This is a genomic window from Polaromonas sp. P4_F9 (genome assembly GCF_056401235.1).
Window position 1 is genome coordinate 1 of record NZ_JBFUJT010000049.1, and the last position, 26823, is coordinate 26823.

A 26823-nucleotide genomic window follows, 5' to 3' on the forward strand; every position below is an offset into this window, starting at 1 on the left:
CACCAAATCCCTTGCATGGGCATCAGCCCATGCCGCGTGATGTTGGCAAGCAACTCATCCCGATTGCGTCCCAACGCGACCCCACATAGATCGTAAACAGGTTCTAAGCGCCTGCGGGCGATCAGTCTTCCGCGGGCCTTCAGTGGTTGCTGATTTCGCCTTCCCCACTTGACGCCAGTTGCGACTGGTTGGCCCATTCCTCAATCAGGGCCATGTGCGCCACAGCATCTTTTCCCAGTACCAGTCGCACATCGGTGTTGCCCGACAGGTTATTGACTGGCACCACGACCGCATGGCCGCGCAGGGCAAGTTTCAGGCCCTCTGCGGCCTGTTCGTAGCCAGTCCGGTACTGTATTTTTGTGTCCAGCTGCTTAAAAGGGCGATCATTGGTCAGCCGGCTCACGGCGATGCCGTACCTGCCAAGCACGCCCTTGATTCGTTTGGCCATGCCGGTGATGCCGTTGCCGTTAGCAATCTCGACCCTGGACGGCTTGGCGGCCGCGGCGAGCGCCAGGGCGGGCGTGATCACCGGTGTGGGAACAGGCGTTGCTGTTGCGACGATCGTCCGTTCGACCTGTTTTTCCACAACGACCGGGGCCATAGCTGGTTTGGGCCTGAGTTCAAACACGTTAGGCACGACCTGCACGACCTCCATGCGTGTTTGCGGGACCGAGGGCGGGATCGCAACCGCAAGTTCCTGCGTTCGCGGTGCGGGCGCGGGCGATGACAGCACCGATTCGGCCGGGCGCTGCACTGCGGATACAGGTACGGGGGAGGGTGCAGGTACGGGGGCGTGTGTGCTGGCAGCCATCACCGTCATCTCATCCTTGCGGTTTGCGGTGGTGTTTGCAGTGGCTTCTGCTGGCAGGACGCCTTGCGTGTCTATCGCCGCTGGCGCAGATGCCAGCGCAACGGCAGGGCGCTCGCCAAGTTTTGCGAGCTCGACCTTTGCCGCCTGGAGATTGTTGCGTGTCCGCGGGTTTCCTGAATCAAGCACCAGTGCGCGTTGTAGCGTACTCACGGCCGCATCGTAATTTCCCTGCAGATACTGAACATAGCCGAGGTTGTTGTACGGATGCGCAACCGCCGGGTACTCGGCAACGAGTTGAAGCAGCAGCACTTTGGCGTCTTCAAGTCGGCCCTGCTGGGCATGAATGGCCGCAAGCGCATTGCGTGCCTCCAGTTGCCGGCCATCCAGTTCTACCGAGTAAGCATAGGCGGCGCGCGCAAGATCGACATTGCCGCGCTCCTGGTGATATTTGCCGAGCTGGTAATAGGTCGCTGCCGTCTGGTCGGCCGAATGGCGCACCCGCAACACGGGCTGCATGGCGAGTTCTTTCTGCGTGGGTGGTGCTACGCAAGCCTGGAGCATGCAGGCGCCGAGGGCAATCACGATCGGGCGGAGTGTGAACATGATGTAGCTCCTTCTAAAATCTTCTCAATGGCCGCCGCCCATGGTGGGCAGCAGTACGCGGTAAATCTGGATGAATGCCGGCCCCATCAGCACGACCAGCAAGGATGGGAAAATGAAAAAGATCAACGGAAACAGCAGCTTCAGGGCAATTTTTGCCGCCTGTTCTTCAGCGCGCTGGCGACGCTTGGTGCGCAACTGGTCTGACTGCACCCGCAGCGAGTCGGCGATGCTGGTGCCGAAACGCTCCGACTGGATCAGCATGGCGACCAGGGCGTCGACATCGTCTACGCCGGTGCGAAGCGCGAGGTTGCGCAGTGCCTTTTCCTTGGAGCTGCCTGCACGCAGTTCGAGTGTGACCAGCTGAAGCTCTTCGCTCAGCACCGCGCTCTTCAGGCCAATCTCCGCGGCAACGCGGGCGAGCGCCGCGTCCATGGCAAGCCCGGCCTCCACGCAGACGGTCATCAAATCAAGGGCATCGGGAAAGCTTTCGAAAACCTCCCGCTGGCGACGCAAAATCATGTTCTTCAGCAAAACATTGGGCAGGTAGTAGCCGATGGCTGCAGAACACAGCAGCCAGAACAGCAGCGTGTTGGTGCTGTATTTGGCGATGCCCGTGCTCAGGACGAAAAACGCAACCAGCGGCAGGACGGCGGCCAGCGAAGTTTTGGCGGCAAAGTAGATGGCGGGAGCAGAAGGCTGGCGGAACCCGGCATTCATGAAACGGGTGCGTAGCGTTGACATTTCCCAGCCATCACTGGGCAAGGAAAGCTTGCCCAGGGGACCGCTCAATTTGATGATGCGCGCCACCCATGGGCTGGGTTCGTCGCTGGCAATCGCAGTTGAACGGCCAACGGCGACATCCAGGCGATTCTGCACGGGGTTGGCGGCGAACAGCCGCAGCGCCAGCATGACGACACCGAAAACCGCCACAAAAATCAGCCCCAGAAACGCAAGTTGAAGGGTGGTCATGGTGCTTTGGCTCCTGAGAAATCTGGTTTGTTCACATCACACCCGGATACGGATGATTTTGCGCATCACGAGAATGCCGAACACCATCATGATCACAGCGAAAGCGATCATCTTGCGGCCTGCGGGGTCGGTGTACAGCACCGCGAGAAACTTGGGGTTCGTCAGCTGGATCATGAATGCCGCACCGAACGGCAGCAGCGACAGAACCCAGGCGGACATTTTGCCCTCGGCAGACAGCACCCGCACCTGCCCCATCAGTTTGATCCGGTCCCGGATGATGGCGCTGATACTCGTTAACAATTCCGAAAGATTGCCGCCTGTTTCACGCTGGATCAGCACGGCAATCACAAAGTAGCGCAGATCGGTGCTGGGCACCCGCGTTGCCATGTTCATGAGGGCATCCTGCATGGCGATGCCGAAGTTCACTTCGTCAAAAGCGATGCGAAACTCGCCGGCCAACGGATCGTTCATCTCGTCGCCCACCATCTTCAGCGCCGTGGGGAAGGCGTGTCCGGCGCGCAAGGCCCGGCCCATCAGATCCAGCGCATCGGGAAGTTGATGCTCGATGCGATCCAGGCGTTTGCGTTTTGCTCTCGTCACATAAAAAAATGGGAGCAACGCGCCAGCGCCTGCCAGCGCCAGCCGCAGCAGCCAGGGCATGGCGAGGTAACTACAAGCGAAGAAAACAACCAGGAATGCCAGCAGCGCCATGCCGAAGAACTCGCCCACGCTCCAAGACAGCCCCGATTGCTGGAGCAGGCGGTCCAGCCTGCCAACGCGCGGAATCTCCAGTAAAAGGCGCTGCATGAACGGCGTTCCGCTCAGCAGCCGCTCCTTGGTGATGGAAATACTTTGCGCATCGCCATGTCCGCCTGCCGACATGACGCGCAGGCGGCGCGCCACGCGCTCGGCTTCAGGCCCCTTGGCCGAGTTCCAGCTGAGGTAGAGGCCCTCAATCAGAAGGACAACCGCAATGAAAATCAGCGTAGCAAAAAGGTAGTAGAGGTAGTCCATGGCCGTTCAGTGATGCTGCCTCAGTGGTATTGCCGTGTGGGGTCAAACAGTTTTTCGGATATCGGGACACCGAACGCCTCCAGTCTCTCCAAAAATCGCGGGCGAACCCCGGTGGCGCTGAAATAACCGATAACTGCGCCGTTTTCGCCCAGCCCCGTCTGCTTGAAGGTAAAGATTTCCTGCATGGTGATCACTTCGCCTTCCATGCCGGTGATCTCCTGGATGGAAATCACCTTGCGCTTGCCGTCGGTCAGCCGTGCCACCTGCACCACCACGCTGATCGCGGAGCTGATTTGCTGGCGCATGGCTTTGGTGGGCAAGGTCGCAACGGCCATGCTGACCATGTTCTCCAGCCGGGTGAGCGCATCGCGCGAGGTGTTGGCGTGTATGGTTGCCATCGATCCTTCATGGCCGGTATTCATGGCCTGCAGCATGTCAAGCGCTTCGCCGCTACGCACCTCTCCCAGAATGATCCGGTCCGGGCGCATGCGCAGCGCATTGCGCACCAGTGCCCGCTGGGTCACCTCGCCCTTGCCCTCAACGTTCGGCGGGCGCGTTTCCAGGCGCACGATGTGCGGCTGCTGAAGTTGCAGTTCGGCGGCGTCTTCCACCGTCACGATGCGTTCGGCCGCGCTGATAAAACCCGAGATCACATTGAGCATGGTGGTCTTGCCGCTGCCTGTGCCACCCGAGATCAGGATGTTGACCTTGGCCTTGCCCAGCCCCTGCAGGATTTCCGCCATTTCAGCGGTGAGGCTCTTGAGTTCGACCAGATCGGCCAGGCGCAGCGGCTTGGCGGCAAAGCGGCGAATCGACATGATGGGGCCGTCAATGGCGAGAGGCGGGATGATGGCATTGACGCGGGAGCCGTCAGGCAGGCGCGCATCCACCATGGGGCTGGACTCATCAATGCGGCGGCCAACGCGCGAGACGATCTTGTCGATGATCTTCATCAGGTGCGCGTCATCGGAGAATGTCACGTCGGTCAGTTCAAGCTTGCCGTACCGCTCTACGTAAACCTGCTTGTAGGTGTTGACCAGTATGTCGGATATGCTGGGGTCGGCCAGCAGCGTTTCCAGCGGGCCAAAACCGAGCATCTCGTTCTGAATGTCGCGTGTCAGGTTCTTTCGCTCGGTCTCGTTGATGACGACAACTTCCTCTTCGAGCAGGCGTTCGACGAGCATCCTCAGCTCATCCCGAATCTGCCCCTGCGAAAGGCGCTGCATGCTTTCCAGGTCAACCCGGTCAAGCAGGGTTTGGTGGATGTGATGCTTCAGTTCCTGATAGGCACGGTTGTCGATGCCGCCCGGGCGCTGGCCGGTAAATGGCGCGCTATTGGTCTGAGCGCCGTTGACATTGCCGCCACCGCTACCGCCACCGCTACCGGTGCCCAGACGTTCCCTGATTGAGATGTTTTCTGCATTCATGGCGATATCTCCGTTGACTGGCTAATCCTGAATTCCGTGTACATCAAGCGCGTTGAAAAACCCGCGAGAACCATCCCTGCGATGCCTGGTCTTCTTCTCCCGCCAGCCATTTGGCAAATTCCTGCAGGGACTTTGAAATCGGGCTGTTTTTCACGAGCTTTAGTATGGGTACCCCCTGGTTGACTGAAGCCGCCGCGGCTTCGTAGTGGTTGGGGATGCTTCTGAAGACCTCCATACCGTAGGCGGCCTCCAGATCCTGCCGCCTGATTTCGCCGCTTTTCTCGTGGCGGTTCACGATCAGATGAATTTTGTCCTTGCGGTAATCGAGCGAGCGAAAGACGTTCAGAAGCCGCTTGCCATCCCGTATGAAGGGCAGGGTGGTTTGCAGGATCGGAAAAATCATGTCGGCCTGGTCCAGCGCGCGAATACTCACCGCGTCCAGGCTCCGCCCCATGTCAAGCAGGATGAAGTCGTAATGGCGCCTCGCGAGCTTGAGGATCACGTCGATATGCTCGGGCTTCACGTAGCTCGCGTGTGTCGGGTCCTCGGGGGCCGCCAGCACGCCATAGTTCGGATCGATGTTGAGCATGCTCGATGCAAGAAATGAAGGATCCAGTCTGTGTATTTGCTGGCAGACTTCTGAAAGGGTTACCTGCGGTTTTTGATCAGAGACGAACAGCGAGGCATCGCCGAACTGCAGGTTCAGGTCAATCAACGCAACCCGCTTTTTTTCCTGCACTGCCAATGTGTAACCCAGGTTGGTTGCCAGGAAGGTCGCGCCGCTGCCTCCTTTGCAGGAAACGAATGCCAGCACTTTGCCGTGGGCTTGAGTGCGACTCTCAATCTTCTCTTCAATGCGCTGAATGGCCGCAACCAGGTCGCCAGTGTTTACGGGCGACGGCAAGACCTCGCGCACCCCGGCGCGCATGGCCTGAAGGAGGAACTCGGGCGTATGCTGCTGGCAAAGAAGAATGAATGCCATGCGCGGATACAGGTGGCTCAGGCGCTCAAGCCGCTCCAGGTCACCGCCTTCTACCGACGGTTGGTCCAGCACCAGTACATCCGGCGACGAAAGGTCGGCGATACCGGCCAGCTTTTCCAGTGTGCCGGAAATGACATCCACTCCGTCCGCGGGACTACGCTCGCGGAGCAGCTTGGCTATCTCCGTGAGATGTTTGTCGTTCCGTGAGACCACTGCGATTTTCAATTCAGGTCCTTGGCTGTACAGGCGGGGTGTAGCGTGTAATTGTTAAATTTCAAATCCCATGCTCTCTGCATGCATGGTGACAACAGAGGTCGGAAGCCCGATGTTCAGAAAACTGAACAGACTCACCATCGGGCTGTAAGACACGCCGTCGATCGACACACGCACGCTGTAGATGCAGCTGTTTATTCGCGTAGCGTCTCCACAGGCTGAGAGGTTGTCCCCGGGATCAGTCGGCAAATCAGTGCTCAGGACCTCGTCGCCGTCCTTTTTCCGGTAGCTAATGTTGATGTTGGTTGCCGTGACTTCGGCGCCCGCAGGCATCGATGTGCCGCCGAACAAGGCGATCGATTTAATCGTGTCCGTTTGATCAATCCAGCGCACGACGGCTGCACGCGCGCCGCGCCGGGTTACCTCCTGCATCGTGTTGTAGACGTAAAGCATCCGCCCGAACTCGAGAATGGCAAACAGGATGGTGAAAAAAAGCAGGGAGATGATGGCGAATTCGACAACGGCAACACCCCTTTGTTCCCTTTTCCGCATGAATGGGGATGGATGCGCTGATGGATGTTCTGATGGGTGGGGCGTTCGCATTTTTCTCTCCTCACTGCATGTAGCGCATGGTGGTGTGCGGTGAGAGGTTTGCCGTGTATGAAGAACTTCCGCCAAGCAGGAAAGGAATGAACTGTCCGATGGTCATGGAGTAGTCAACGATCTGAACCCGCACGCCACCGGGGGCGGTTCCATTGGTGCAAACAGCGTCATCGAAAGTAGCATTGAGGCAGATCACTTCGACATTGGCGTTCGTGAAATCCGGTACGCCCGCATCTGACACGGCATTGGCCACCAGCGTTTGTGCATTCGCGACGCCTGGCGTGAGGATGGTGGCCTTGTCGGTGACCGACATCAGGCGTGCGCCATCCCGCGTGGCCTTGGTCAGCGCATCGTAGTACCAGAAAGCGCGGCCAAATTCGAAAATTCCGGCGAGGATGCCGATCAGCAACGCAAGAATGAGGGCGAATTCCACGGCGGCGCCACCATGCTGGATCGTCGGGTGTTGTCTTGATGTGGCCGGTTTGAGTGGAGGCATTTTGCTCACCGGTAAAGTTTGATCTCGGACGTTTGAACTGGCTCTACCAGCCCGGCAAATTCGGCGTATAGCTTCTTTAACCCGCCCGGTCCGCCTCCCGTAAAATCCGCGCGCGACTGCATGAAAAACCGGCCTATCCCCTTCACCGTCAAGGGTGCGCAAGACAAGCCACCACCGCCGAGGCTTGAGCAATCGACGATCACCAGTTTCAGCAGTCGACGGTTGCGCATGCCGGGCGGGTGCGTCCCAGGTGCCGCGAAATATTTACCTGTTGTCTGGTTGTACGGAGCAGCTACTGTCCCTGCGGGGAACGGGGGGATCGCCGCCAAGGTGGGGTATCCAGTTGCCGAAGTATCGGCCGACAGCCCGGTGTTGTAGAGCGGGAGCGTGTTCCAATCCGATAGCGCGAAGGGGGCCCCCGCCGTATAGTTCGGTGCAGTGCCGGCTGCGTGAACCGCAGGCGAGTAAGACCACAAGACACCGAAATTGGCCGGAGCGGGCGGATTTAATGGCCAGTTGAGCGGTTTTTTCGTGGCCGGATCCACGCTGATCGACTGCTGGGCTGGAGTCGGATTCATCCAGTCGTCCGGGCCGCCGGAGTTGGCCGCCAGCGTGTAGTCATATTCTTTTACGTTTGTGTCTGGCGGTGCGGTTGTCGGATCACAGGCGGAACCACCAGAGAAAGAACTAGGGAGGTCGAAGCGACTGTTAAATGCTTTTTCCAACGGCCCATACGAGCCACCGGTATTTGCATAAACGGTAGACCCGGTTCCCACAGCAGAATTTCCTTGGCAAATGAAGGGTGCGGTGAAGGGAACGTTGGAGTGATTGGGCGCACAGGATGTGGGAGGTGCGTCCACGGGATTCAAAAACATCGGAACGCCATTTGCTCCTAGCGGTCCGAGGTCCGGGATGTTATAGGTGATGCCGCGGCGAAATCCCAATTCCATCAGCTCGTTCGTAGCGGAAATGACATCCGTTGTTTTTAGCGGGTCTATGGCGCAGACACCCATGGGGGTCACGTCAATGACAAAGCGACCAGCGACAGCAAGCCCCGACGTACTCACGGTGTCGATGCCTGCGACCCGCATCAGGTAAGTATCAAGAACTTTCAGCCCGGTATCCACTTTGATGAAGGTCTTGCCTTGCGGGCTGGCTTGTGCTGCGGCAACGCTGGACCAGGGGCCGTCCGGGCCTGGTCCAAATTCAATGTTCGCCAAGGCTAGGGTCACGTCGGTAGCAAAGTTATATTTATTTTTTGCTGATATTGCTTGTGCCTTGGCGACCGCACCGTTGATGCCGGCAGTAGTTTCGTTGAGGTCCTTCGCGCCGGCCAGCGCCGCCGCATCCGCAGCATTCTGCAATTCCGCTTTGGCGACATAGAGATGGCCGAGGTCAAGAACAGCGCCGCCCATCGCAAACAGGACAACAACGGTCAGGCCGAAGACGATGGCAACGGCGCCCCGTTCACTTTTTCGATATCCCGATGTCGTTTTCATTGTCCTCACCTCTTGGACGGGTTTAATACAACACCCCCTATTTCCCTACGCTGATGCTCAGAGGGGTGAGCGGTTCCGGCGCTTTATATGACTTCTGGTATTCGTCATAACCGCTCTTGGCCGCCTTGCCGTTCATCCCTTGGACTGGATCGGTATTGCGCGACGCCTCAGGGTTGAGTATTTGCTGCGCTTTGAGCAGGGAGACAGACTTGCCAAAATCATGGTCCAGGCGCGGCGTTGGCGACACGCAGCCTGTGACTGCGAGCAAGATTCCGAATAACCCGCAAAAGGTGCTGGCGGTAGAGAGGTGAGTGCGTTTCATGATGGCTCTCCTATTTGACTTCAAAGCCGGTTGCAGAACCATCCGGTTTCTTGTCTTCCGGCGGGGCGGTGCCTTCCATTTTTCCGCCCAGGAAGAACTCGGAGCGGCTGGGCTCGACGTACGGGTCGGTCGGCAGTTTGTAATCTGACGGCAACGGCTTGACCAGGTGCGGGGTCACAATGAAGACCAATTCAGACCTGTCGGTCTGAAAATCGCTGCTGCGAAAGAGCGCGCCAAGCACGGGGACTTCCCCGAGCAGCGGGAAGGCATTGATGTTGGCTGTGACGTTGTTCTTGATCAGGCCGCCGATGGCGAAGCTTTGGCCATCGAATAGCTGGACGGTGGTGCTTGCGCGGCGTGTGGTGAAGGAAGGCAAAATTGCCGTGGTGCTCGAACCGGTGGCCGAAATGCCAACGCCCTGGCGGTTCAAATCCGACACTTCGGGCGCGACTTTGAGGTTGATGCGGCCGCCTTCCAGCACGGTGGGCAGGAACTTCACTGAAACGCCGAATTCTTTCTCTTCCAGCGAGATTTCACCGTTGTTGCCAGTCTTGACCGGGATGAAGATTTTTCCACCCGCCAGAAAGCTGGCTTCCTGGCCACTGATGGCCATGATCGTGGGTTCAGCCAATATCTTGAGCAGGCCATCACCTTTTTGTGCATCAATGGTCAAAAAATTTCCGCTGTTCTTGAAGGCTCCTACACTGCTGGCGGCGCCGGTGAGCAGGTTGGACAGCAAGGTGTAGGTCCAGCTTCCGGATGTTCTGCGGCCGCCGATGCTGGCTCCCAACTGGTCTGCCAGCGTCTTGGAGACCTCGGCCACCTTGACTTCCAGCATGACCTGCTGCGGCGCAGCGATGGAGAGCATGTTGACGACCTTGACATTGTCGGACTGCTGGCCGCCCGACGAACCTCCCGATGCGCCGCCAGACTGGCCGCYGCGCGAGCTGCGCTGCACGTAGGCATTGGCGACCGAAAGGATCTGGTCAGCCTTGACCACATCGGAAACCATGCCGGAGAGGATCAGGGTGTCGGCAGCCGTCGTGATCCTGAGATCTTTTTCGCTGGCGAACATCTGATCGAGCCGCGATCGCAGCGCCACGGTGTCCATGCCTACCGCGATGTCGATGATGGTCGCATCGTTGGCTTTGTTCCAGAGGATGAGGTTGGTGGAGCCGACGGATTTGCCGAGCATGTACAGCTCGCTGGGGTTGAGCAAAATCACGTCGGCGATTCGCGCGTCACCCACGGAAAGCCGTGTTGCCGGGGAGGGCAGGCGCATCAGGGTGGATTTGCCCTCCGAGAGGGTGATTTGCGGCGCCAATTCGACCTTGCCGGTGATCGGAGCCCTCGCTTGAGTGACCACGGCCTTGGGCTGGGCGGTTGCGGCTTGTTTCCCTGGCCCGGAAGTGGCTGTCGGGGGATTTTTCGCCGCGAGAACGCCTGCCTCGATAGCGACCTGGCCATGCGCCAGTGTTGAAGCCGCCATCACGCCTGTTACGGCAAATGCCATGCGAATTAAAGCTGGCCTTGCCTGAGTGCGGAGTGTGCTCATCAAATACCTCCTTCGGGTTTTCTTAAAATTGTTGGGTGCTGCGGTCCAGCCCTTTGATCACCTCAACGCGGTCTGGGGTAGCGGGCGAAGCAGGCATGGCCACCCGCTTTGGTGCGGGTTTCACTGCGACCTTCGGCGCGGATGCGGGCCGAACTTCGGGCGCTGGAGCCTTGACATCAAGCAATGTTGCCTTGGTCGCACCTTTTGTATTCACCGGGTTCGGATCGATCTGGTTTCTCAGCACCAGCGAGAGGGAGCCAACGCTGCGTGCCAAATCCAGTTTTTCGGCTTGATCGGGCGTCAGCTCGAGGGTGACAGCATTGACGACCTTGGGCTTGGTTTCATCGCGGCTTGATTCCTGGGCGATGGCCAGTACCAGAATGCGCTCGAGCACAATCTTCGAGATGGTCTGGTCCTTGCCCGCGCCGCCTTTTCCTGGTTCGTCCTGGGTATTGACGAGAATGTCCACAAAATTGCCAGGCAGGGCAAACCCGGCTACGCCGACGACGTCATTGACGCGCACCGTCATGGCGCGCTTGCCGTCCGCAACCACGGCAGAGAGTCCGCCCTTGGTGCCGGGCGGCGCTAGCTTGCCTTCCATGATGGGTTCGCCGCGCTGGATGCTGGTGCGCGTGACGCGGGTTTCGACCTGCTTGGCTTCGGTGATCGCGCCGGGCGGCATGGCACTCGACGGCCAGTCGACCATTCGAACCATTTCCGGGGTCAGCCTGGCTCCGAGGCTGATATCAACCAGCGCAACCGCAACCTTGTTGGTGTCTGCTGAGGCTTGGGCGCTGATCCAGCGGGCAGCCACGATGACTGCTCCAAATGCGAGGACGACCGCCACGGCGATCATCACCAATGCACGTGTGTTTCTCATTTCTCACCCCCTCTGTTTAGTCCAACATAGTCCAACATGGTCCATTACCTATCGATTACTGCTCATTACTGCTGTTGATGATTCCGGCATGAATTCTTTTTTCAAAGCGTTAACGTCACGAACCAACAAAGTAGTTATTCCAGGCCCAGTCCAACACCCCGGCATCGAGAACAGGCGCCTTTCCGTCATACCGCGCCAGATCGCGAACCTGCGCGAGGATGTCGCGCGGATAGCAGGCAAGCAGCGGACGCATTTCCTTGTAATGAAGCTCATTCAGCAGGTAATGAAAGGCCTCGGCTGTATAGGGCACATGGAGTTCCTCACACACCTGGCGGAATATTTCTTCATATTGCTGCTCTGTCAGCGATCCGACGTGGATCTTGTAGCCCAGCCGCCGCAGGAATGAGCCGTCTGCCAGTTGCTCGGCTGGCATGTTCGAAGAGAACACCACAATCACATCGAAGGGAATCTGAAACTTGTAGCCGGTGTGCAGCGAGAGATAGTCCACTCGTCGATCCATCGGAACAATCCAGCGGTTCATCAGCTCGATCGGAGAACAGCGTTGGCGACCCAGGTCGTCAATAACGAAAATCCCGTTGTTGGCTTTCAGATGAGGTGGCGCCTGGTAAAACCGTGTGCCATGGTCAAACTGCAGATCCAGCATCTCGAGGGTGAGTTCACCGCCAGTGACCACCGCCGGACGCATGGCCCGGACCCAACGGGTATCAAGCGGTGTGCGTTTGTCGAGTCCACTCGATTTTTCTGACGCCTCGTTAACCGGCCTGTGCACGATCGGATCGTAGATCTGCACGACTTCACCATCGACCAAAATGGCATAAGGCACCGATATGTTGCCCTTCAAAAGGCCGGTCATGCGTTCGGCCAGGTAGGTCTTTCCGGAGCCGGCAGGACCGTGAATAAAAATAGCCCGCCCGGAGTTGACGGCGGCACCCAGTTGTTCCAGCAAAATGGGACTCACCACGACACCGGTGAAGTCATTGGCCATGTCTTCGCGGGTGATGCACATCTGTGCAACGCTTTGTGCATTGATCTGCGCGTTGTACGCGGCCAGGGTGACGGGAGCTGGGCCGGCATAGGCGTTGCGGCTCAAAAATTCCGCAGCTCTGGCGCGGCCAAGGTCCGTGAGGTTGTAGGTGAGGTCCGCATCGGTACCGCTGTCACCCCGGCGTGTTACTTCACACAGCTTCTCGGCGCGCAGGAACGCGATCAGCGGGTCCAGTACGCTGACGGAAAGCTTGAGGTGGGCAGAAAGCTCGACCAGGCGTACCTGTCCGCGCACAAAAAGCATCTTGGCAACAAGCTCGACCAGAAACAAAAAAGGCAGGCCGGTTTCTTCCGGCGTGCGCGGCGCACGGGGCAAGGGAGCAACGGCCGGTTCGAGGTTGATCACTGTGTGTTCCGTATTGGCTTCAGCAAGCATTTTTCATCCCTCCCAGTTTTAATTTTGGCCTACGAAGTAAATAGCCATGCCTTAACGAGAGCCCCGCTGGACCGGACGGAATCCACAGTAACTTCTGGAGGCATAAGGTCACTGAGGCACGGTGGTTTTTGATGTCACACAGCAGCCTACCAAACAACACCATGGAAAAGTCAATGTTCATTTATTTTTTTCCTTGTGCTTGGGTCTTTGTGTCAGATCAGGAACCGGCGGAAGGCCGGAGTGAGGTTCCTCCGGCCGGCGCCGTTTGCCGGGACTCGGAAAGCATCCAGCCGACCAACCGCCAGACTGCATAGGCACCAGCGGCTCCAACGTATCCATCAAGCGCGTAATGCCAGCCAAGGTGGACTGATCCAATCATGATCATTGCGGCAAATAAAGTCAGCGCAATGCCCGCACGTCTGTTGATGCGCCATCCCATCAGGGCAAAAAGGGTCGAGGTAGCAACATGCAGACTCGGCATGGCGGATACCCCCCACGCTGTTTGCGAGCCTCTGTTCTGATAGCTATCCCAAATAAGTTTTTGGACGTCAAGTGCCCAAATCGGAAAATGTTCGTTGGCGCTCCGCAGGTACTCCATCAAGGGAGCAAAGGGGTTGTCCCCGGGAACCATATACCCGTAATAGCAAGGTCCCACGGAAGACAGCCATGTGGCGCCCACCGTTCCCAGAAAAATCCAGATGAGAGCGAAGCTCAGCAAGAATTGCATACGGAGTTTTCGATTGGTCAAAGAGCAGGTTAGCCAATAGAGCATTGCCAACATGACGAAAAACCACAAGTGATAGCAGACGTTAATGATTGCCGTCACCACCGGGTAGCCGATGAGTGGCTGAAGCAATATCCAGGGATGTCGCCCCCCATGGAGCAGCCGGTCCCATTCCGCGATCTGGATATCAAATGCGTAGGGGTTGACGAAGGGAATTGCGGCCTTGAAGAGACCGAACGCCGATGTAAAAATGGGAATCAGCATCAGCATGGGAAGGGCGTGAAGAAGCCGCTCCCGGGTGACATATTCTCGTACTCCTACCATAAGGAATAAAGTCAGTCGGGCAGGTCTGACACAARCCATGACAAAAATGGCATAAGCGCAAAACAAAAAAACCAGGCCTATAAAAGTGGTCCCCGCGCTGTCGACTACCAGGGAGAGCACGTTAATCGGGGCCCCGAACCTGATTGACACCAAGATTGCTGCGCACAGATAAGCAAAGCTGATCAGGCACAGCCATCGGTGCTCGCGCAAACTCGGGAGGCTGACCGCAGCGAAATTACGTATCGATGTTTGCAGCGTCTTCATAATGTGTATGGCTAGGGGGTGGCTTCACAGCGTTGCTGCAATGCGGAGAGCGGTGTCAGCGGCATTGAGGCCAATCGCCATGTGTTGTTTGTTGAGTTTGGCAAGCATTTTTAAATTCCTCGCAAAATCATTAGGATTCTCGAAGGCTCAGAAAACGAAAGAAGCATCCTCAAAATACGAATGGAATAACGCGGTAACGAACTCGCTGCAAATACTCTGCATATACAGGATCCAGGGCGAGATGTTTTTCTTCCCGGACCATGCGGACAAACAAGAACCCCAGCGACATCACGTAGAGAAGAAAGTTCCACCACGTGGTGTTTGAAAGGATGTATCCGGTGATCAGCACCAGGTAACTCGCGTACATGGGATGGCGCACAAATCTGTACATTCCCTGTGTTTTGATCTTTCGCTTGGCAGCAACGAGTGCATAGCTGCGATTGAGTGAGAGCAGGCCGAAAATCTGCAGGGCGATTCCCAAAATAATGAGATTCTTGGCGGCTGGCAGCAATCCCCATGACGCGGGCAGGAAAAAAAGCGGCGTGAACGTGCCGGCCAGCGCAAAAAACCAATCCAGCGGATCCGTCGAAACGGTGACAGGGGCGCTGCGAAAGATGAAAAGCGCGGCCGACAGCATTTCCGAAATGGAAATCACCACATAAACCCATTCCCCACTGTTTTGAAACGCGAGCATGTGGCGATAGGCAAACAACGCCCACAGGGCTGCCATGACAAACCCGGCCAGCAAGTTAACAAGCTTTGAATCGAGCAACCGCAGTGGCTGCCTGGCCCCAATTCGGCTCACGGGTGACGGCTGGTCTGAGCGAGACACTGACGCGTCATCACCAGCAAAAGAGACCACCGACTCTTTGGGATTCACGGTGCGCAACATCAGGTGCGCTGATTTTGTGTTTGTGTTCATACAAAGAGCGCGTGCCCGCTGCGCGCCAAAACAAGGTGAACAAAAGTACCGGCTGCGATGGCAACCGCGTAGGGAAGGTTGCCCGCCGAGGTTGATAGCGCATCCATCTGCGCGCTACCGCCACGCAAGGTCTTGAAAATCGTTTGAGTCACCAGGATGCGAACATTTGCCAGGGTATGCCGCAAAGCACGGCTCCACAGCGCGACTGCGATGGCAAGGATGCCTCCGGCAACGAGGGTCATCAGGACAACAGCAGCGGTGCCGGCGGGACCGAGAAACCCGCCGACCATGGCCATGAGCTTGACGTCACCGGCGCCCATGGCATGCACCATGTAAAGGGGAAGAAAGAGCCCGAATCCGGCCAGGATACCCAAGCCCCAGGCAGAGACGCTGCCGTTGCTAAAAAGGAGTTGAATGCCAAGACTTGCAATGAGGCCGGTCAACACCAGCCAGTTGGGGATCCGCCGCGACCTGATGTCAAACCAGGTTGCAATGCCGAGCAGGGTCATCAGGGTGGCCACGTTGACCTCAGTGAATAGGTCGCCGAAATGGGATAGCGCTTGCGGGGTCATGATGGTCCCTGAGTTATCGAGGGTGTTCACATGGTGTTTTCAGGGGCAACTGCCTGCACTACTGGCCGCCGCCTCAACGCACCTTGAAACTACATTCCACAAGCCAAGCGTATTGCTGCCAACCAGTGCTACCGCACTCAAAATGACAATGGCGATCAATGCGCCCAGAAGGGCATACTCAATCGTCGTGACCGCATCCTCGGCCATCAGATTGTTCATGAGATGAGCTCGCATTTTTTCGCTCGATTGTTAGTTTGAAAAATGCTCCCGGCACCGACTCTCACCAGGAGCATTTTCAAACGGCAGCATGAACCTGCTTAACTCAAAGCGGTTGAGACAGAGGTGAAGATAGTCACAAGCGAGGTTCCGACAATCGTTACGGCACCAATAATGACCACAGCAATCAGCGCCGCAATCAGTCCGTACTCGATAGCCGTTACACCGTCTTCTTGGCGAATGAATTTCTTGATGAAGTTCATGATGATTTCCTTTTCAGATCAAAGAGTTAACGTTTTCCCAAGGTTTGCCGCAAACACGCCTCAGTGGATGGGTCTGGAGGAGCGACATTACTGGCGACCGCCTCGCAGACTTCTCGGTCTTACGCCCTGTTTCTTCGCCGAGGCGAGGAGCAGAGTGCAAGCCGCACTGAGCGACACCGCTTGCGTAAGAAGCGCGCCTGATAGGGCTTACTTCACACTTTGGCGTTGTCTGGGGTCAGTTTGCGCGTTACAAGCAGTTGCGCCAATAGCTTTAATTGGGTACCCTGTTCCCTAGTGTTTTCAGCAATATTTTTTGGACTATGAAGTCAGGATCCATGGCTAGCCGGGCTTGAGCTGCTATCAAATTAGGGGAGAAGTAAAGGGATGAAATTGGTAGTAACAAAACGTATCAAATAGACTAAAAAGCAACAATTTTTGTAGGACGACACGAAATTTCTTTTAATCTTTTCCAGAAACGTAAAAAAATCACACCCATAGAAAAGGCTTTTGCGTTCAAATGGCTGTGTGAAATAGTCACTTCAGTAACAAGACGTATTCTTGGCATGGGCCTTGCTGTTTAAGTCAATAGCAGGGCCAACACGGTGAAAGCGAGGGACTTATGGACAACTCAAGCAGGGGCGGCTCCACGTTATCGCCCACACTTGGTGGAGCCTACGGTCAGCCCCAGGCTGCACGCTCATCGCAAGAGGCTACGCCCTCGATGTGGCCGGCCTTTCTGGCAGGCCAGCCTGGCAAGCCGGTACGTGTTGTGCTGATTGATGATGATGTGCACATGCGCAGGGTGATCTCTCATGAGCTGCTGGGTGATTTGCGTACCGATCTGGTGGCCCAGGCTACGAGCATGCGCGAGGGCCGCCGGTTGATTTCGCAGCACGAGTTCGACGTCATGCTGGTTGACCTGAATCTGGGTGACGGCAACGGCCTGGACCTGATCGATCACATGAAGACCGTTCGCCCCCTGGCAGAAGCCGTGGTGATCTCGGCCATGGAAGACGAGCAGCACGCGCTGCGCGCATTTGAGCTGGGTGCCACCGGCTACCTTGTCAAGAACTCCTGGTTCGGCAATTTTCCCCAGGCCGTACTGCAGGTGGTCAACGGCGGCGCGTCAATCACTCCCAACCTTGCACGCAGGCTGCTGCATCGGCTGGAGCACACACAGGAAGCGGTCCGCCAGACTGCGGAGCAGAAAGACAAGCTCTCCGATCGCGAAAAAGAAGTGCTCAAGGCGGTTGCGGCAGGTTACACCAGCGGTGAGATCGGTTTGCGGCTGATGATCAGTTGCCAGACGGTCAACACCCACATCAAAAACATCTACCGCAAGCTGCAGGTTCGCAGCCGGGCGCAGGCCGTCAACTTTGCGGCCCATCGCGGTCTTTTGTAAAGCCCATCATGTTCAACGCGGCGCAACAGGGTCTGGCGCTGGCAGCTGCGGCGGTCGGCCTGCCGCTGGCGTCTTTGGCGCTCAGCGTGGCGCGTAGAGCCTGGCACCGCCATCACAATCCTGTTGACTTGGCCATGAGTACGGCGGCGTGTGTATGGTTGGTGCATTTGCTGGCGACCACGTCGCTCGATTTCGTGGGCGGCAATTTCCCTTCTGTCGAGGTTCCCTCGATTTATGTGGCGCGGCTGGGCTACCAGGCGCTCATGGTCAGCGTTGGTTTTTTTCTGCTGACCAGTGCTGGCGTAGCCAGTGTACGGGTGTACCTGCTACTGATCGTGCAGGGCACGGCAGGCGTAGTGGCGCTGCACTGGCCTCATTGGACCGGGGGCGCGCCAGCGCCTGCTTACGAGGCCTGGCTTGCCATCAACCTCCTGTCTGCCATGCTGCTGAGCGCGGCGGTGGCTTGGCGTGTGTACCTGAGCCGCAGTTACCCCGCCTGGCTGGCGCTGGCGGGCTGCGTAATAGGCCTGGGCTTGTGCATTGACCAGATAACACTGGCTGACAATGCTCGTCGCTTTGCAACGATGTCGGATGACTTATATGCGGCTTTTTTGATGGTGATATGGCACTTGGTGACGCAGCGCGTGGGATCACCTGAAACGCGCTGGGCCTCGATGCATGATTTTCACAGCACTGGTTTTGAGCCGCTTACCGGTTTTGGACCTGCCCACGATGCAGCCGTGGTAGCCCTGGAGCGCCGCCGCATTGCGCAGGACCTGCACGATGGCGTGGGTTCCCAAATCGTGAATATCCTGTCGTCGCTTGACAGCCACGCGCCGCAACAGCAGGCCGTGGCGCTCGCGCTAGAGCAATGCCTGGTCGACCTGAAGATGACGGTAGACGCCATCGACAGCGCCGACGACAACGTGCTGGAAGCGCTGGGCCGTTTGCGCTACCGGATCCAGCACACCCTGGACAAGCTCGGCATTCGCATGGTCTGGAAGGTGGATATCTGCGACGAGCTGGAAGCCGTGCGGGGGGTGCAGGCACAGCAACTGCTGCGGATTGCGCAGGAGAGTCTGTCCAATGTCATGCGCCATGCCCATGCCTCGGTGGTCGAGGTTGTGTGCCGCTTTGTGCCGGAGACGCAGCAGCTGGTGCTGGAAGTGCGCGACAACGGCGAGGGCATTGTCCGTGGCAAGGAAGGGCGCCCATCCGGCAAGGGCCTGGAAGGCATGCGCCGCCGGGCCCAAGACATTGGCGGTGAATTGGTGATTTCAAGCAAAACCGGCAGGGGCACCCGTGTGCGCCTTGTCCTGCCGCTGGCGGGAGACCGGATCTTGCCCCAGCCTCAGCCCCAGCCCCTCGCTGTGCGGGATAGCGCGCACGCCCACTGACGCCTGCTGACAAAGCGGGCAATAGCGAGGGTAATCTCAAGTGTTCAAGTGTCAGCTCGCGCACTGCAGGCTGACAGCCTGCATTGTGTTTCCGGTTTTCGTGTCGAACACCACCAGGTTCACCTGCCGTGCGTGGCCTGGCGTAGGTGCAATGCTGCGAAAGGTCAGCTTTTGCGGCGCCGCGCTGCCAGCCTTGTAGTCGCCGGCCCGCGCGTACTGGCGCACCACAAAATCATGCTTGAGGAATTCACCGGCGTTTTCACCGGCTTGCACCCTGGAGTTATGGCCATGCTCGGTGATGGTCCAGTAGGCGGACCAACTGGCGATCGTTTGCTGTCCGGGGATGTTTGCGGGGAGGCTTGTAACGGGTGCCACGCTGGCCTCGAACTGGTCTGCACCCAGCTGTTGCACGGTAATGCTGGCGCGAGCAGGTTCCCCGGCACTGGGCTGGTTAAGCCAGGCGGACGAGTTGGACCAATTGGGCCAGTCGCGGCCATTGAGCACGACTTGAGGTGTGTAGATGCTGCGCAGATTGTTTCGGGCCGCAAGCTCGCGCTGCCGGTGGGTGTAAGCCGGCGCGGCAAAGCGATCGACCCAGCCTATGTAGTCCCAGTAGCCCACATGAAAGGCCTGGACAACCACGCCCTTGTCTTTGAGGCTTGAGGCCCATTTATCGGCGGGTGGGCAAGAGCTGCAGCCTTCGGACGTGTAGAGCTCAATCACCGGTGTGATGGTGGCGCCGGAGCTTGCGGCGCATTGGTATTGTGCTGAAAAAGTACTGGAGGCCACCATGAACAGGGCAGTGATCGACATGAGTTTTGTAGCGGCCGGCAGCATGGTTTAACTCTGTGGTTGAGCTACGCACCAAACTGGGCCCGGAAGAAGCCTGCGGCCAGCGGCAGTAGCCTTCATTGGTCGCTCATCAAGCCGATTTCTTACTCCTTCCCGCCTTTGGGGGAAGGCAGGGATGGGGGCTCTGTGGACTTCTTTCAGACAAAGCATGTGCGCTTGCCGTGCCTTTCGGCCCGTTTTGCGTCGACTGACAAATGCTTGCCTCGTCTGCCCCCATCCCAACCTTCCCCCAGAGGGTGAAGGAGCCAACAAGAGGTTGATCTGATGTAGAACCACTCAAATTTCAATAAAAAAACTCAAGAGATTTGGTTTTTATTGGCGTGTTAGCAAGGAAGGCTCATTCCTTTTTTGGTGAGTTGGCATTAGCTTGAGAAGAACCTGCGTTACCTGAAACCGTACTTGGGTCGATAAGGGTTCTTACATGAACCACGGCCATTTCGTCGGCATAAAGGCGGCGCCAATCGGGAAGGTGATCAAGCAAGGCAACAGCTGGGCTGCCAGGGAGTAACAGGGTCCACCCTATTTTGTACTTGGCCAGTAGATCTTCCAGGCCTGTTGACTTTGTCAGGGCGAGCGCCTCCAAATACTCCTTAAGAAAATCGCCCTTGTACATGTCGGAACGACCGTCTATGAAGGGGGGAATACCTGCATAAATCAGATAGCCGCCCCAGCCGTTGTAATTGAGCACGGGCCCTTTGACGCCGGCTTCATGAACTGTCCGGATCGCCTTAGCCAGGCTGCTGGAATCTGGCGGTTGCGGTGGGCGGGCATGAGCAATCCATTGGGTAAGTAACAGCAAAAACCCGAAGGCCAGCATGACCGCCCCCTTACCTGCGGGCGTCGCCAGTTTACGGAAAAATCGGTCTACGGTTTCTACGTTCTGACGGGCCTGCATTGACTGGCGCCACTGGACTGCAAAAGGTGTCGCAACAAAGAGGGGCGCAAGCAGACCCAGCCATTCAATGTTGCGGACGTGTTTCAAGGCGAGATGCAGCAAGCCGAGAAGCAACAAAAGCCTGATTGGCGGAAGTTTAAAACCCTTGTGCATGACCAGTGCCAATCCGCATAACAACCAAATTTCCAACGGTTGGAACACGTGAAAATTTGGCGACTGCCATTCACTGATACGCGCCAACGCATAGCTTTGCTCAAACAGGAATTGCAAGGTGAAAGAAATGCCTTGTATCCCATGGGGTGTGATGAGGGCACTGGTTATTGCAAGGACGATGAATAGGGCCCACGACCTCGCTGTGCTTGCAAAGTAAGGCGTGTGCTTGCAGGAAAATAAGCCTTCCAGCGCAAAAACAAAAGCGAGTGCGAGCCCCAATGTGAAGCCGCCGTGCAAGTTTGCCCACAGTGTCATCACGGCTAGTAGCCACAGGCGCGGTGCACGGCCAGATTCACTGGCCTGCACCAAACCGACGGCCCAGAGCACCATCAACGGCATGGCGAGTATGTGTGGTCGGGCATGCAGGTGACTTGCCGTCATGAAAAGAGCCAAGGCCGCAAACATCACGGCATGAACTGGCTCCAGAGACTTCAGCAAGGCCCGGGTGAGCAGCGCCAAGGCTGCCGCAAACGCTAAAGCCGTGATCGCGACGACACCCGTCCATCCCCCCAAGTTATAGGCACTGGCCAGGAGGACTTGGGACAGCCACTCATGTGCCGTCCATGGTGTGTCGGGCATCGTGTGTGAAAACGGATCATGCGTGGGAATGGACTGGTGCTGAAATATCCACTGACCGGTGGCAATATGCAGGTAAGTGTCGTCATCTCTGAGCAGCCCATAGCCGCGCAGAAGAAGGAAACAATAAACCAGCGTTCCAACAATCAGCGGCCAGGAAAAAAGCCAGGTGGCGCGCTGCGCCGGGGTTCCAACATCGACAACAGTTGTGGTTTTTAAATTCATGGAGCAGGCCCCTTTGGCATATCGAACCATTTCCTCGAAATGTATATCAAGGGCTTGGTGACGTTGAAGGGACCATGGACTGCTAGAGAACGCTCCCCGGGCGTTTACTGCCCTGGCACTGGCCAATATTTACTTTCGCCGATCAAGGCTGACGGCACGGGTTCGTACGGGTGCGTTGGCTGACAAATGCTTGCTTCGCCTGCCCTCATCCTCCTTCGACATGCTCAGGACAGGCCAAGCCAAGCCTCCCCGGAGGGTGAAGGCGTCAAACCAGGGGGGTGTTGACGCTGTCGTCCGCACGGCCGTTGTACCCGCCGGCGCGGCGTTCCAGGCGATCTTCCAACTGGCCCATATAAGCGGCCAGCGTGTTGTCTGACTGCTCGATGCGATCCAGCAAGGCCTGCTGTTGTTGCGCAAAGCGCTCTGCCAGCACGGTGCCGGTAGCTGACTCGCGCTGCTGGGCGGCGATGGCCTGTACCTCGAGGTAATTGCGCAGTTCGGTAAAGCGCGAGGCTTCGGCCCGGTCGGCCAACTCGCGCTGGGTGTTCAACTCACGGGCATATCGCCGGGTTTCAAGGAGGTTGGTGCTTTGCATGTAAAGCGTGCTGGCGAGAAAAACGACCGTGGCGACCACCAGCAGCAAGAGCATGACAAGGCCCAGCGGAACCTGGATGGTGGTAAAGCCCAGGCTCAGCATGCTGACGCGCGTGAACTCATCTACGTTCAACGCAGCAAATGCTGCCAGCAGGATAATGGACAGAACTAAAAGAAGGGTGCGTAAACGCATGCGTTTCTCCCGGAATGGTTGCAAAAACAGTTGTGAAATTTTGTGTCCAAGTCTCCAGTGAGTATGAATGTCCCGATGGTTTTTGGCTGTGGGACAATGCCGACCCTCAGCGTCAGTTTGCGGGCGCTGGCCCGCCCCACATCGGCCCTGGCCGCCGGTGGTCGTCGAGCCAGCCCACATTCATGGCTTTCTCAAGGCTTTTGCCCCATCTTCTTTCTCAACATGCAAAAAATCATCCGCCAGATCGCGACAGAAATCAAAGTCCAGGAGCATCAAATCAAGGCTGCGGTGGATCTGCTGGACGGCGGCGCCACCGTACCCTTTGTGGCACGTTACCGCAAGGAAGCCACCGGCGGGCTCGACGATATCCAGTTGCGCGAACTGGAGTACCGGTTGGGCTACCTGCGCGAACTCGAAGAGCGCCGTGAAGCGGTCCTCAAAAGCATTGAAGAGCAGGGCAAACTCACCCCTGAACTGCGCGCGGCCATTGAGCTGGCGGCCACCAAGCAGGATCTGGAAGACCTGTACCTGCCCTACAAACCCAAACGCCGCACCAAGGGGCAAATTGCGCGCGAAGCGGGTATCGAACCCCTGGCTGACAGGCTGTTTGCAGATCCCTCGCTGAATCCGGCGGAAGAGGCCGTGGCCTTTGTGAAGGCCGAGAAGAACGAAAGCGGTGACGATTTCACGACCGTGCAGGCCGTGCTTGACGGCGTGCGCGATATCTTGAGTGAGCGCTGGGCCGAGGACGCTGCGCTGGTGCAGTCACTGCGCAACTGGCTGTGGAGTGAAGGCCTGTTTTCATCCAAGATGGTGACGGGCAAGGACGAGAACCACCCCGACAACGCGAAGTTCCGCGACTATTTTGACTACGACGAACCCATCGGCCGCGTGCCGTCGCACCGCGCGCTGGCTGTGTTTCGCGGCCGCGGGCTAGAGATTCTGGACGCCAAGCTGGTGCTGCCGGAGCCGCCCGAGTCCGGCAAACCCACGGGAGCGAAGGCGACCCCTACGGTGTCTTTGGCCGAAGGCAAGATTGCGCTGCACCTGGGCTGGAGCCACAAGATGCGTGCGGCGGACGACCTGATCCGCAAATGCGTGGCCTGGACCTGGCGCGTCAAGCTCAGCCTCTCGCTGGAACGCGACCTGTTTACCCGTCTGCGCGAAGAGGCCGAAAAGGTCGCCATCAAGGTGTTTGCGGACAACCTGCGTGACCTGTTGCTGGCGGCCCCCGCTGGCCCGCGCGTGGTGATGGGACTGGATCCGGGCATTCGCACTGGCGTGAAGGTGGCTGTGGTCGACGCGACCGGCAAGCTGGTCGAGACCGCCACGGTCTACCCGCACGAGCCGCGCAAGGACTGGGACGGCTCACTCCATACACTGGCCAAGCTCTGCGAAAAGCATGGCGTGAACCTGATCGCCATTGGCAACGGTACGGCCAGCCGGGAGACCGACAAGCTGGCAGCCGACCTGATCAAGCTGATGGCCAAGGTCGAGCAGGCCATTGAAAAGGTTGTGGTCAGCGAAGCCGGCGCCTCGGTCTACTCCGCCAGCGAATTTGCCTCGCAGGAGATGCCGGACGTGGACGTGAGCCTGCGCGGTGCGGCGAGCATTGCGCGCCGCCTGCAGGACCCGCTGGCCGAACTTGTCAAGATTGACCCGAAATCGATTGGCGTTGGCCAGTACCAGCACGACGTGAACCAGAGCGATCTGGCGCGCAGCCTGGACACGGTGGTCGAGGACTGCGTGAACAGCGTGGGTGTGGATCTGAACACGGCCAGTGTGCCGCTGCTGGCGCGCGTCTCCGGCCTGAGCCAGACTGTCGCGAAGTCCGTCGTGCGGTGGCGCGATGCCAATGGCGCGTTCGCCAGCCGTGCCGACTTGTTGAAAGTGACAGGGCTGGGCGCCAAGACGTTTGAGCAGAGCGCCGGGTTTTTGCGCCTGCGCGGCGGCAGCAATCCATTGGACATGACAGGCGTGCATCCTGAAACCTATCCCGTGGTCGAGAAAATCATGGCGCACACCGGCAAGCCTGTCACCGAGCTCATGGGCCGCGCCGAGATGCTCAAGACGCTCAAACCCGAGCTGTTTGCCAACGAAAAGTTCGGTGTGATTACCGTCAGGGACATCATTGCCGAGCTGGAAAAACCCGGCCGCGACCCGCGCCCTGACTTCAAGGTTGCGCGTTTCAATGAGGGCGTGGAAGACATCAGGGATTTGAAAGAGGGCATGACGCTGGAGGGCACCGTGAGCAACGTGGCCGCGTTTGGCGCCTTTGTGGATATTGGCGTGCACCAGGACGGCCTGGTCCATGTGAGCCAGTTGGCCAACAAGTTTGTGAACGATGCGCGTGAGGTGGTGAAGACCGGCGACATCGTCAAGGTGCGCGTGACCGAGGTGGACGTGGCACGCAAGCGCATTGGCCTTACTATGAAGCTGGGCGACGCGCCGCCGAGGCGTGATGGTCCGCGGGATAACCGCTTCGAGGGTGCGGCGCGCGGTCAGCAGCGACGGGGCCAAGCCCAGGCTGCGCCGCAAAGCACGGCCATGGCCTCGGCCTTCTCCAAACTGCAGGGTCAGCGCAAGTAGCTGCTGCGTTTTTGTAGCCGTTGTGCTCCTGAGACAAGGGGGCGTGCGACTGTGACTGTAGGTAGGGCGTCCGCAGGATTTGGCGGTGCCGCAAAAGGCACCCGCCGGGCTGCGGGCACAAATCGCGCACGCCGTGGCTATGATGCTGGCATTACTCAAGGTTTTCGAAATCAGGGGCAATACGGTTCAGTTAAACACCGCAACCCGTTCGGGCTGATCCTGGCCAGGACGAGCGGCCGAACAAAAAACGATATTGGCTACAGGAGGAGCAGCGTGACAATTGACATCCGTTGGCGATCGGTTTTTTCTTTTGTGATCGCGACGTGTCTCGTCATCAGCCCCTTTTTAATGTTTCCCCTCTTCAGCGGCACGGCAGTCTACGACAACCAGCGGTTGATCGAAGTTTTTGGTGGGGTTCTCGCACTCGTCGTCATCTGCTGTCAGTTGATGCATCGCGCTTCAATACCTCTGCTATGGAGTCGCCCGATAGCGATCCTGCTGGTGTTGTTTTTTTCACTGGGATTTATTTCCAGCGCCACAGCCTATTCACCGCGTCATGCATTTTTTGATTGGGCAAACCTTCTTCTTTTGTTCGGCATTGCATGGCTGATTGCATGGGAGGTCAGCCTCAGGAAAGACGCGCTGCTGGACAAGCTGCTCATGGTGTGCGGGCTCGCTTGTGCGACTTACCTGCTGATAACAATCCTCCTCTACATCACGGCGCTCAAAACGGGAGTTCAGCCATCGCTACCGCTGCTTATCGTTGGGTACGACAACTACCGGTTCTTTAATCATGTGCAGACCATCTCCTTACCACTGCTGGGGCTGCTGGCAGTACGCATGCCTGACCGGGGTCGCCAAGTCATTTGGTGGTTGATCACCGCCTTATGGTGGATGCTTCTCTTTGTGGGCTTCGGGCGCGGCACTCTTRTAGGCCTGACCGTCGCAATAGCCCTTGTCTGGTACGCCATGCCAAAGGCTGCTGGCGCCTGGTGCCGTGCCATGGCACTTGCTGGTGTGGCGGGCCTGCTTGCCTATCTGTTTTTTTATGTGGCACTTCCACTGATGCTGGGCATGGAGCCATTCGGTCTTTTCCTTGCCGGCGTGGGCCGCACTGCGGAAAACCCGGCATCGGGACGCCTCTTGCTTTGGGCCCGTGCGCTGGAAATGATTCAGGCGGACCCCTGGCTGGGAGGTGGCCCTGCGCATTTCGCGCACTATGCGCGCGATATACCGTATGGGGCATGTCCGCATAGCTGGGTTCTGCAGATTGGCAGTGAATGGGGAATGCCCGCACTGTTATTGTTGAGCGGGGCACTCGCACTGGCGATGCTGCGGCTCTGGCTACTTCGAAAAACCATCTCTGCGGGAAATCAGGCCACGCTCACCGCGTGGCTGGTCACGGGATGTGCCATTACATTGGATGGTTTGGTGTCTTCGCTCATCATGGTCCCGACCAGCCAGCTTTGGATCGCCCTGTATGTGGGTTGTGCCTGGGGATGGACATGTTCACTATCGCCGACAGTCAAAACCATTGACTACCAACCATCTGCCGGGGTCCGGATCACGGCTGTCGTGGCCGCACTGCTGATGACTTTTCCCCTGATAAACCTAACCTGGCACACTTTAAAAGACATTCAAAATAATCCCTATTCAAAAGAAATTACCTATCGTCCCAGGATTTTTCTCAACGGGGATTTTTGAGTTTCACCTGTCGGGATTCTGCCATGAGAGCCCTTCGCCTTTACGCCGGTCCGCAGGCACGCCGGCACATTGAGCAACACGGC

The 26823-nt window shown here is 57.8% G+C and carries 24 protein-coding genes and 1 pseudogene; 5 read left to right on the top strand and 20 right to left on the bottom strand.

What is annotated here, in order from left to right; translation table 11 throughout:
• Positions 1–139: 139 nt before the first annotated feature.
• The 17 genes from AC1DUB_RS26595 to AC1DUB_RS26675 all read right to left on the bottom strand — a co-directional run bounded on the left by AC1DUB_RS26595 (position 140) and on the right by AC1DUB_RS26675 (position 16100).
• Positions 140–1414, bottom strand: coding sequence for a LytR C-terminal domain-containing protein (locus tag AC1DUB_RS26595; RefSeq protein WP_477732104.1), 1275 nt, complete (start codon positions 1412–1414; stop codon positions 140–142).
• Positions 1415–1438: 24 nt separating this feature from the next.
• Entirely contained in the window at positions 1439–2383 is a 945-nt protein-coding gene (locus AC1DUB_RS26600; RefSeq protein ID WP_477732105.1) for a type II secretion system F family protein, read from the bottom strand.
• A 36-nt stretch (positions 2384–2419) separates the two neighbouring features.
• A complete protein-coding gene (locus tag AC1DUB_RS26605) occupies positions 2420–3397 on the bottom strand; it encodes a type II secretion system F family protein (RefSeq protein WP_477732106.1) in 978 nt (325 codons plus the stop codon).
• 20 nt (positions 3398–3417) lie between these two features.
• Entirely contained in the window at positions 3418–4824 is a 1407-nt protein-coding gene (locus tag AC1DUB_RS26610) for a CpaF family protein (RefSeq protein ID WP_477732107.1), read from the bottom strand.
• Between the two features lie 43 nt (positions 4825–4867).
• Complete coding sequence (locus AC1DUB_RS26615; protein WP_477732108.1) at positions 4868–6031, bottom strand: CpaE/TadZ family protein; 1164 nt, start codon at positions 6029–6031, stop codon at positions 4868–4870.
• Between the two features lie 42 nt (positions 6032–6073).
• Positions 6074–6622: a TadE/TadG family type IV pilus assembly protein gene (locus AC1DUB_RS26620; RefSeq protein ID WP_477732109.1), complete on the bottom strand. Its 549-nt coding sequence runs from the start codon at positions 6620–6622 to the stop codon at positions 6074–6076.
• A gap of 10 nt (positions 6623–6632) precedes the next feature.
• Positions 6633–7118, bottom strand: coding sequence for a TadE/TadG family type IV pilus assembly protein (locus AC1DUB_RS26625; protein WP_477732110.1), 486 nt, complete (start codon positions 7116–7118; stop codon positions 6633–6635).
• A gap of 5 nt (positions 7119–7123) precedes the next feature.
• Entirely contained in the window at positions 7124–8617 is a 1494-nt protein-coding gene (locus tag AC1DUB_RS26630) for a pilus assembly protein TadG-related protein (protein WP_477732111.1), read from the bottom strand.
• A gap of 37 nt (positions 8618–8654) precedes the next feature.
• The gene (locus AC1DUB_RS26635; RefSeq protein WP_477732112.1) at positions 8655–8939 is read right to left on the bottom strand and encodes a pilus assembly protein; all 285 of its coding nucleotides are present in this window, start codon (positions 8937–8939) and stop codon (positions 8655–8657) included.
• Between the two features lie 10 nt (positions 8940–8949).
• Positions 8950–10452 carry a type II and III secretion system protein family protein gene (locus AC1DUB_RS26640; protein ID WP_477732113.1) on the bottom strand — a complete coding sequence of 501 codons (1503 nt, stop codon included), beginning with the start codon at positions 10450–10452 and terminating at the stop codon, positions 8950–8952.
• A gap of 64 nt (positions 10453–10516) precedes the next feature.
• The gene (cpaB, locus tag AC1DUB_RS26645; RefSeq protein WP_477732114.1) at positions 10517–11374 is read right to left on the bottom strand and encodes a Flp pilus assembly protein CpaB; all 858 of its coding nucleotides are present in this window, start codon (positions 11372–11374) and stop codon (positions 10517–10519) included.
• Between the two features lie 115 nt (positions 11375–11489).
• Entirely contained in the window at positions 11490–12815 is a 1326-nt protein-coding gene (locus tag AC1DUB_RS26650) for an ATP-binding protein (RefSeq protein WP_477732115.1), read from the bottom strand.
• 217 nt (positions 12816–13032) lie between these two features.
• Complete coding sequence (locus tag AC1DUB_RS26655) at positions 13033–14127, bottom strand: phosphatase PAP2 family protein (RefSeq protein ID WP_477732116.1); 1095 nt, start codon at positions 14125–14127, stop codon at positions 13033–13035.
• A gap of 169 nt (positions 14128–14296) precedes the next feature.
• Complete coding sequence (locus AC1DUB_RS26660) at positions 14297–15049, bottom strand: methyltransferase family protein (RefSeq protein WP_477732117.1); 753 nt, start codon at positions 15047–15049, stop codon at positions 14297–14299.
• Complete coding sequence (locus AC1DUB_RS26665) at positions 15046–15651, bottom strand: A24 family peptidase (RefSeq protein ID WP_477732118.1); 606 nt, start codon at positions 15649–15651, stop codon at positions 15046–15048. The genes AC1DUB_RS26660 and AC1DUB_RS26665 overlap by 4 nt, the downstream gene beginning before the upstream one ends.
• Positions 15652–15660: 9 nt before the next feature.
• A complete protein-coding gene (locus AC1DUB_RS26670; protein WP_477732119.1) occupies positions 15661–15840 on the bottom strand; it encodes a Flp family type IVb pilin in 180 nt (59 codons plus the stop codon).
• 98 nt (positions 15841–15938) lie between these two features.
• Positions 15939–16100 carry a Flp family type IVb pilin gene (locus tag AC1DUB_RS26675; RefSeq protein WP_477732120.1) on the bottom strand — a complete coding sequence of 54 codons (162 nt, stop codon included), beginning with the start codon at positions 16098–16100 and terminating at the stop codon, positions 15939–15941.
• A 721-nt stretch (positions 16101–16821) separates the two neighbouring features.
• Here AC1DUB_RS26675 and AC1DUB_RS26680 point away from each other — a divergent pair.
• Together AC1DUB_RS26680 and AC1DUB_RS26685 are read left to right on the top strand one after the other, a co-directional pair.
• Complete coding sequence (locus AC1DUB_RS26680; RefSeq protein WP_477718175.1) at positions 16822–17502, top strand: LuxR C-terminal-related transcriptional regulator; 681 nt, start codon at positions 16822–16824, stop codon at positions 17500–17502.
• An 8-nt stretch (positions 17503–17510) separates the two neighbouring features.
• Positions 17511–18899, top strand: coding sequence for a sensor histidine kinase (locus tag AC1DUB_RS26685; protein ID WP_477732121.1), 1389 nt, complete (start codon positions 17511–17513; stop codon positions 18897–18899).
• A 51-nt stretch (positions 18900–18950) separates the two neighbouring features.
• Here the strand turns inward: AC1DUB_RS26685 and AC1DUB_RS26690 are convergent, their stop codons facing one another.
• Positions 18951–19712: a DUF1223 domain-containing protein gene (locus AC1DUB_RS26690; RefSeq protein ID WP_477732122.1), complete on the bottom strand. Its 762-nt coding sequence runs from the start codon at positions 19710–19712 to the stop codon at positions 18951–18953.
• A 376-nt stretch (positions 19713–20088) separates the two neighbouring features.
• Positions 20089–21660, bottom strand: a complete 1572-nt coding sequence (locus AC1DUB_RS26695) for a hypothetical protein (RefSeq protein ID WP_477732123.1) — start codon at positions 21658–21660, stop codon at positions 20089–20091.
• A 67-nt stretch (positions 21661–21727) separates the two neighbouring features.
• Between AC1DUB_RS26695 and AC1DUB_RS26700 the strand changes: the two are divergent.
• Positions 21728–21826: pseudogene (locus AC1DUB_RS26700) on the top strand (IS5/IS1182 family transposase); the annotation flags it as partial.
• 99 nt (positions 21827–21925) lie between these two features.
• On the opposite strand, the gene AC1DUB_RS26705 reads toward AC1DUB_RS26700, so the two are convergent.
• Positions 21926–22447 carry a hypothetical protein gene (locus AC1DUB_RS26705; RefSeq protein WP_477732124.1) on the bottom strand — a complete coding sequence of 174 codons (522 nt, stop codon included), beginning with the start codon at positions 22445–22447 and terminating at the stop codon, positions 21926–21928.
• Between the two features lie 222 nt (positions 22448–22669).
• On the opposite strand from AC1DUB_RS26705, the gene AC1DUB_RS26710 reads away from it, so the two are divergent.
• Both AC1DUB_RS26710 and AC1DUB_RS26715 read left to right on the top strand, forming a co-directional pair.
• On the top strand, positions 22670–25036 hold the full coding sequence (locus tag AC1DUB_RS26710; protein WP_477732125.1) for a Tex family protein: 2367 nt from the start codon (positions 22670–22672) through the stop codon (positions 25034–25036).
• A 273-nt stretch (positions 25037–25309) separates the two neighbouring features.
• On the top strand, positions 25310–26740 hold the full coding sequence (locus tag AC1DUB_RS26715) for an O-antigen ligase family protein (RefSeq protein ID WP_477732126.1): 1431 nt from the start codon (positions 25310–25312) through the stop codon (positions 26738–26740).
• Positions 26741–26823: the final 83 nt, after the last annotated feature.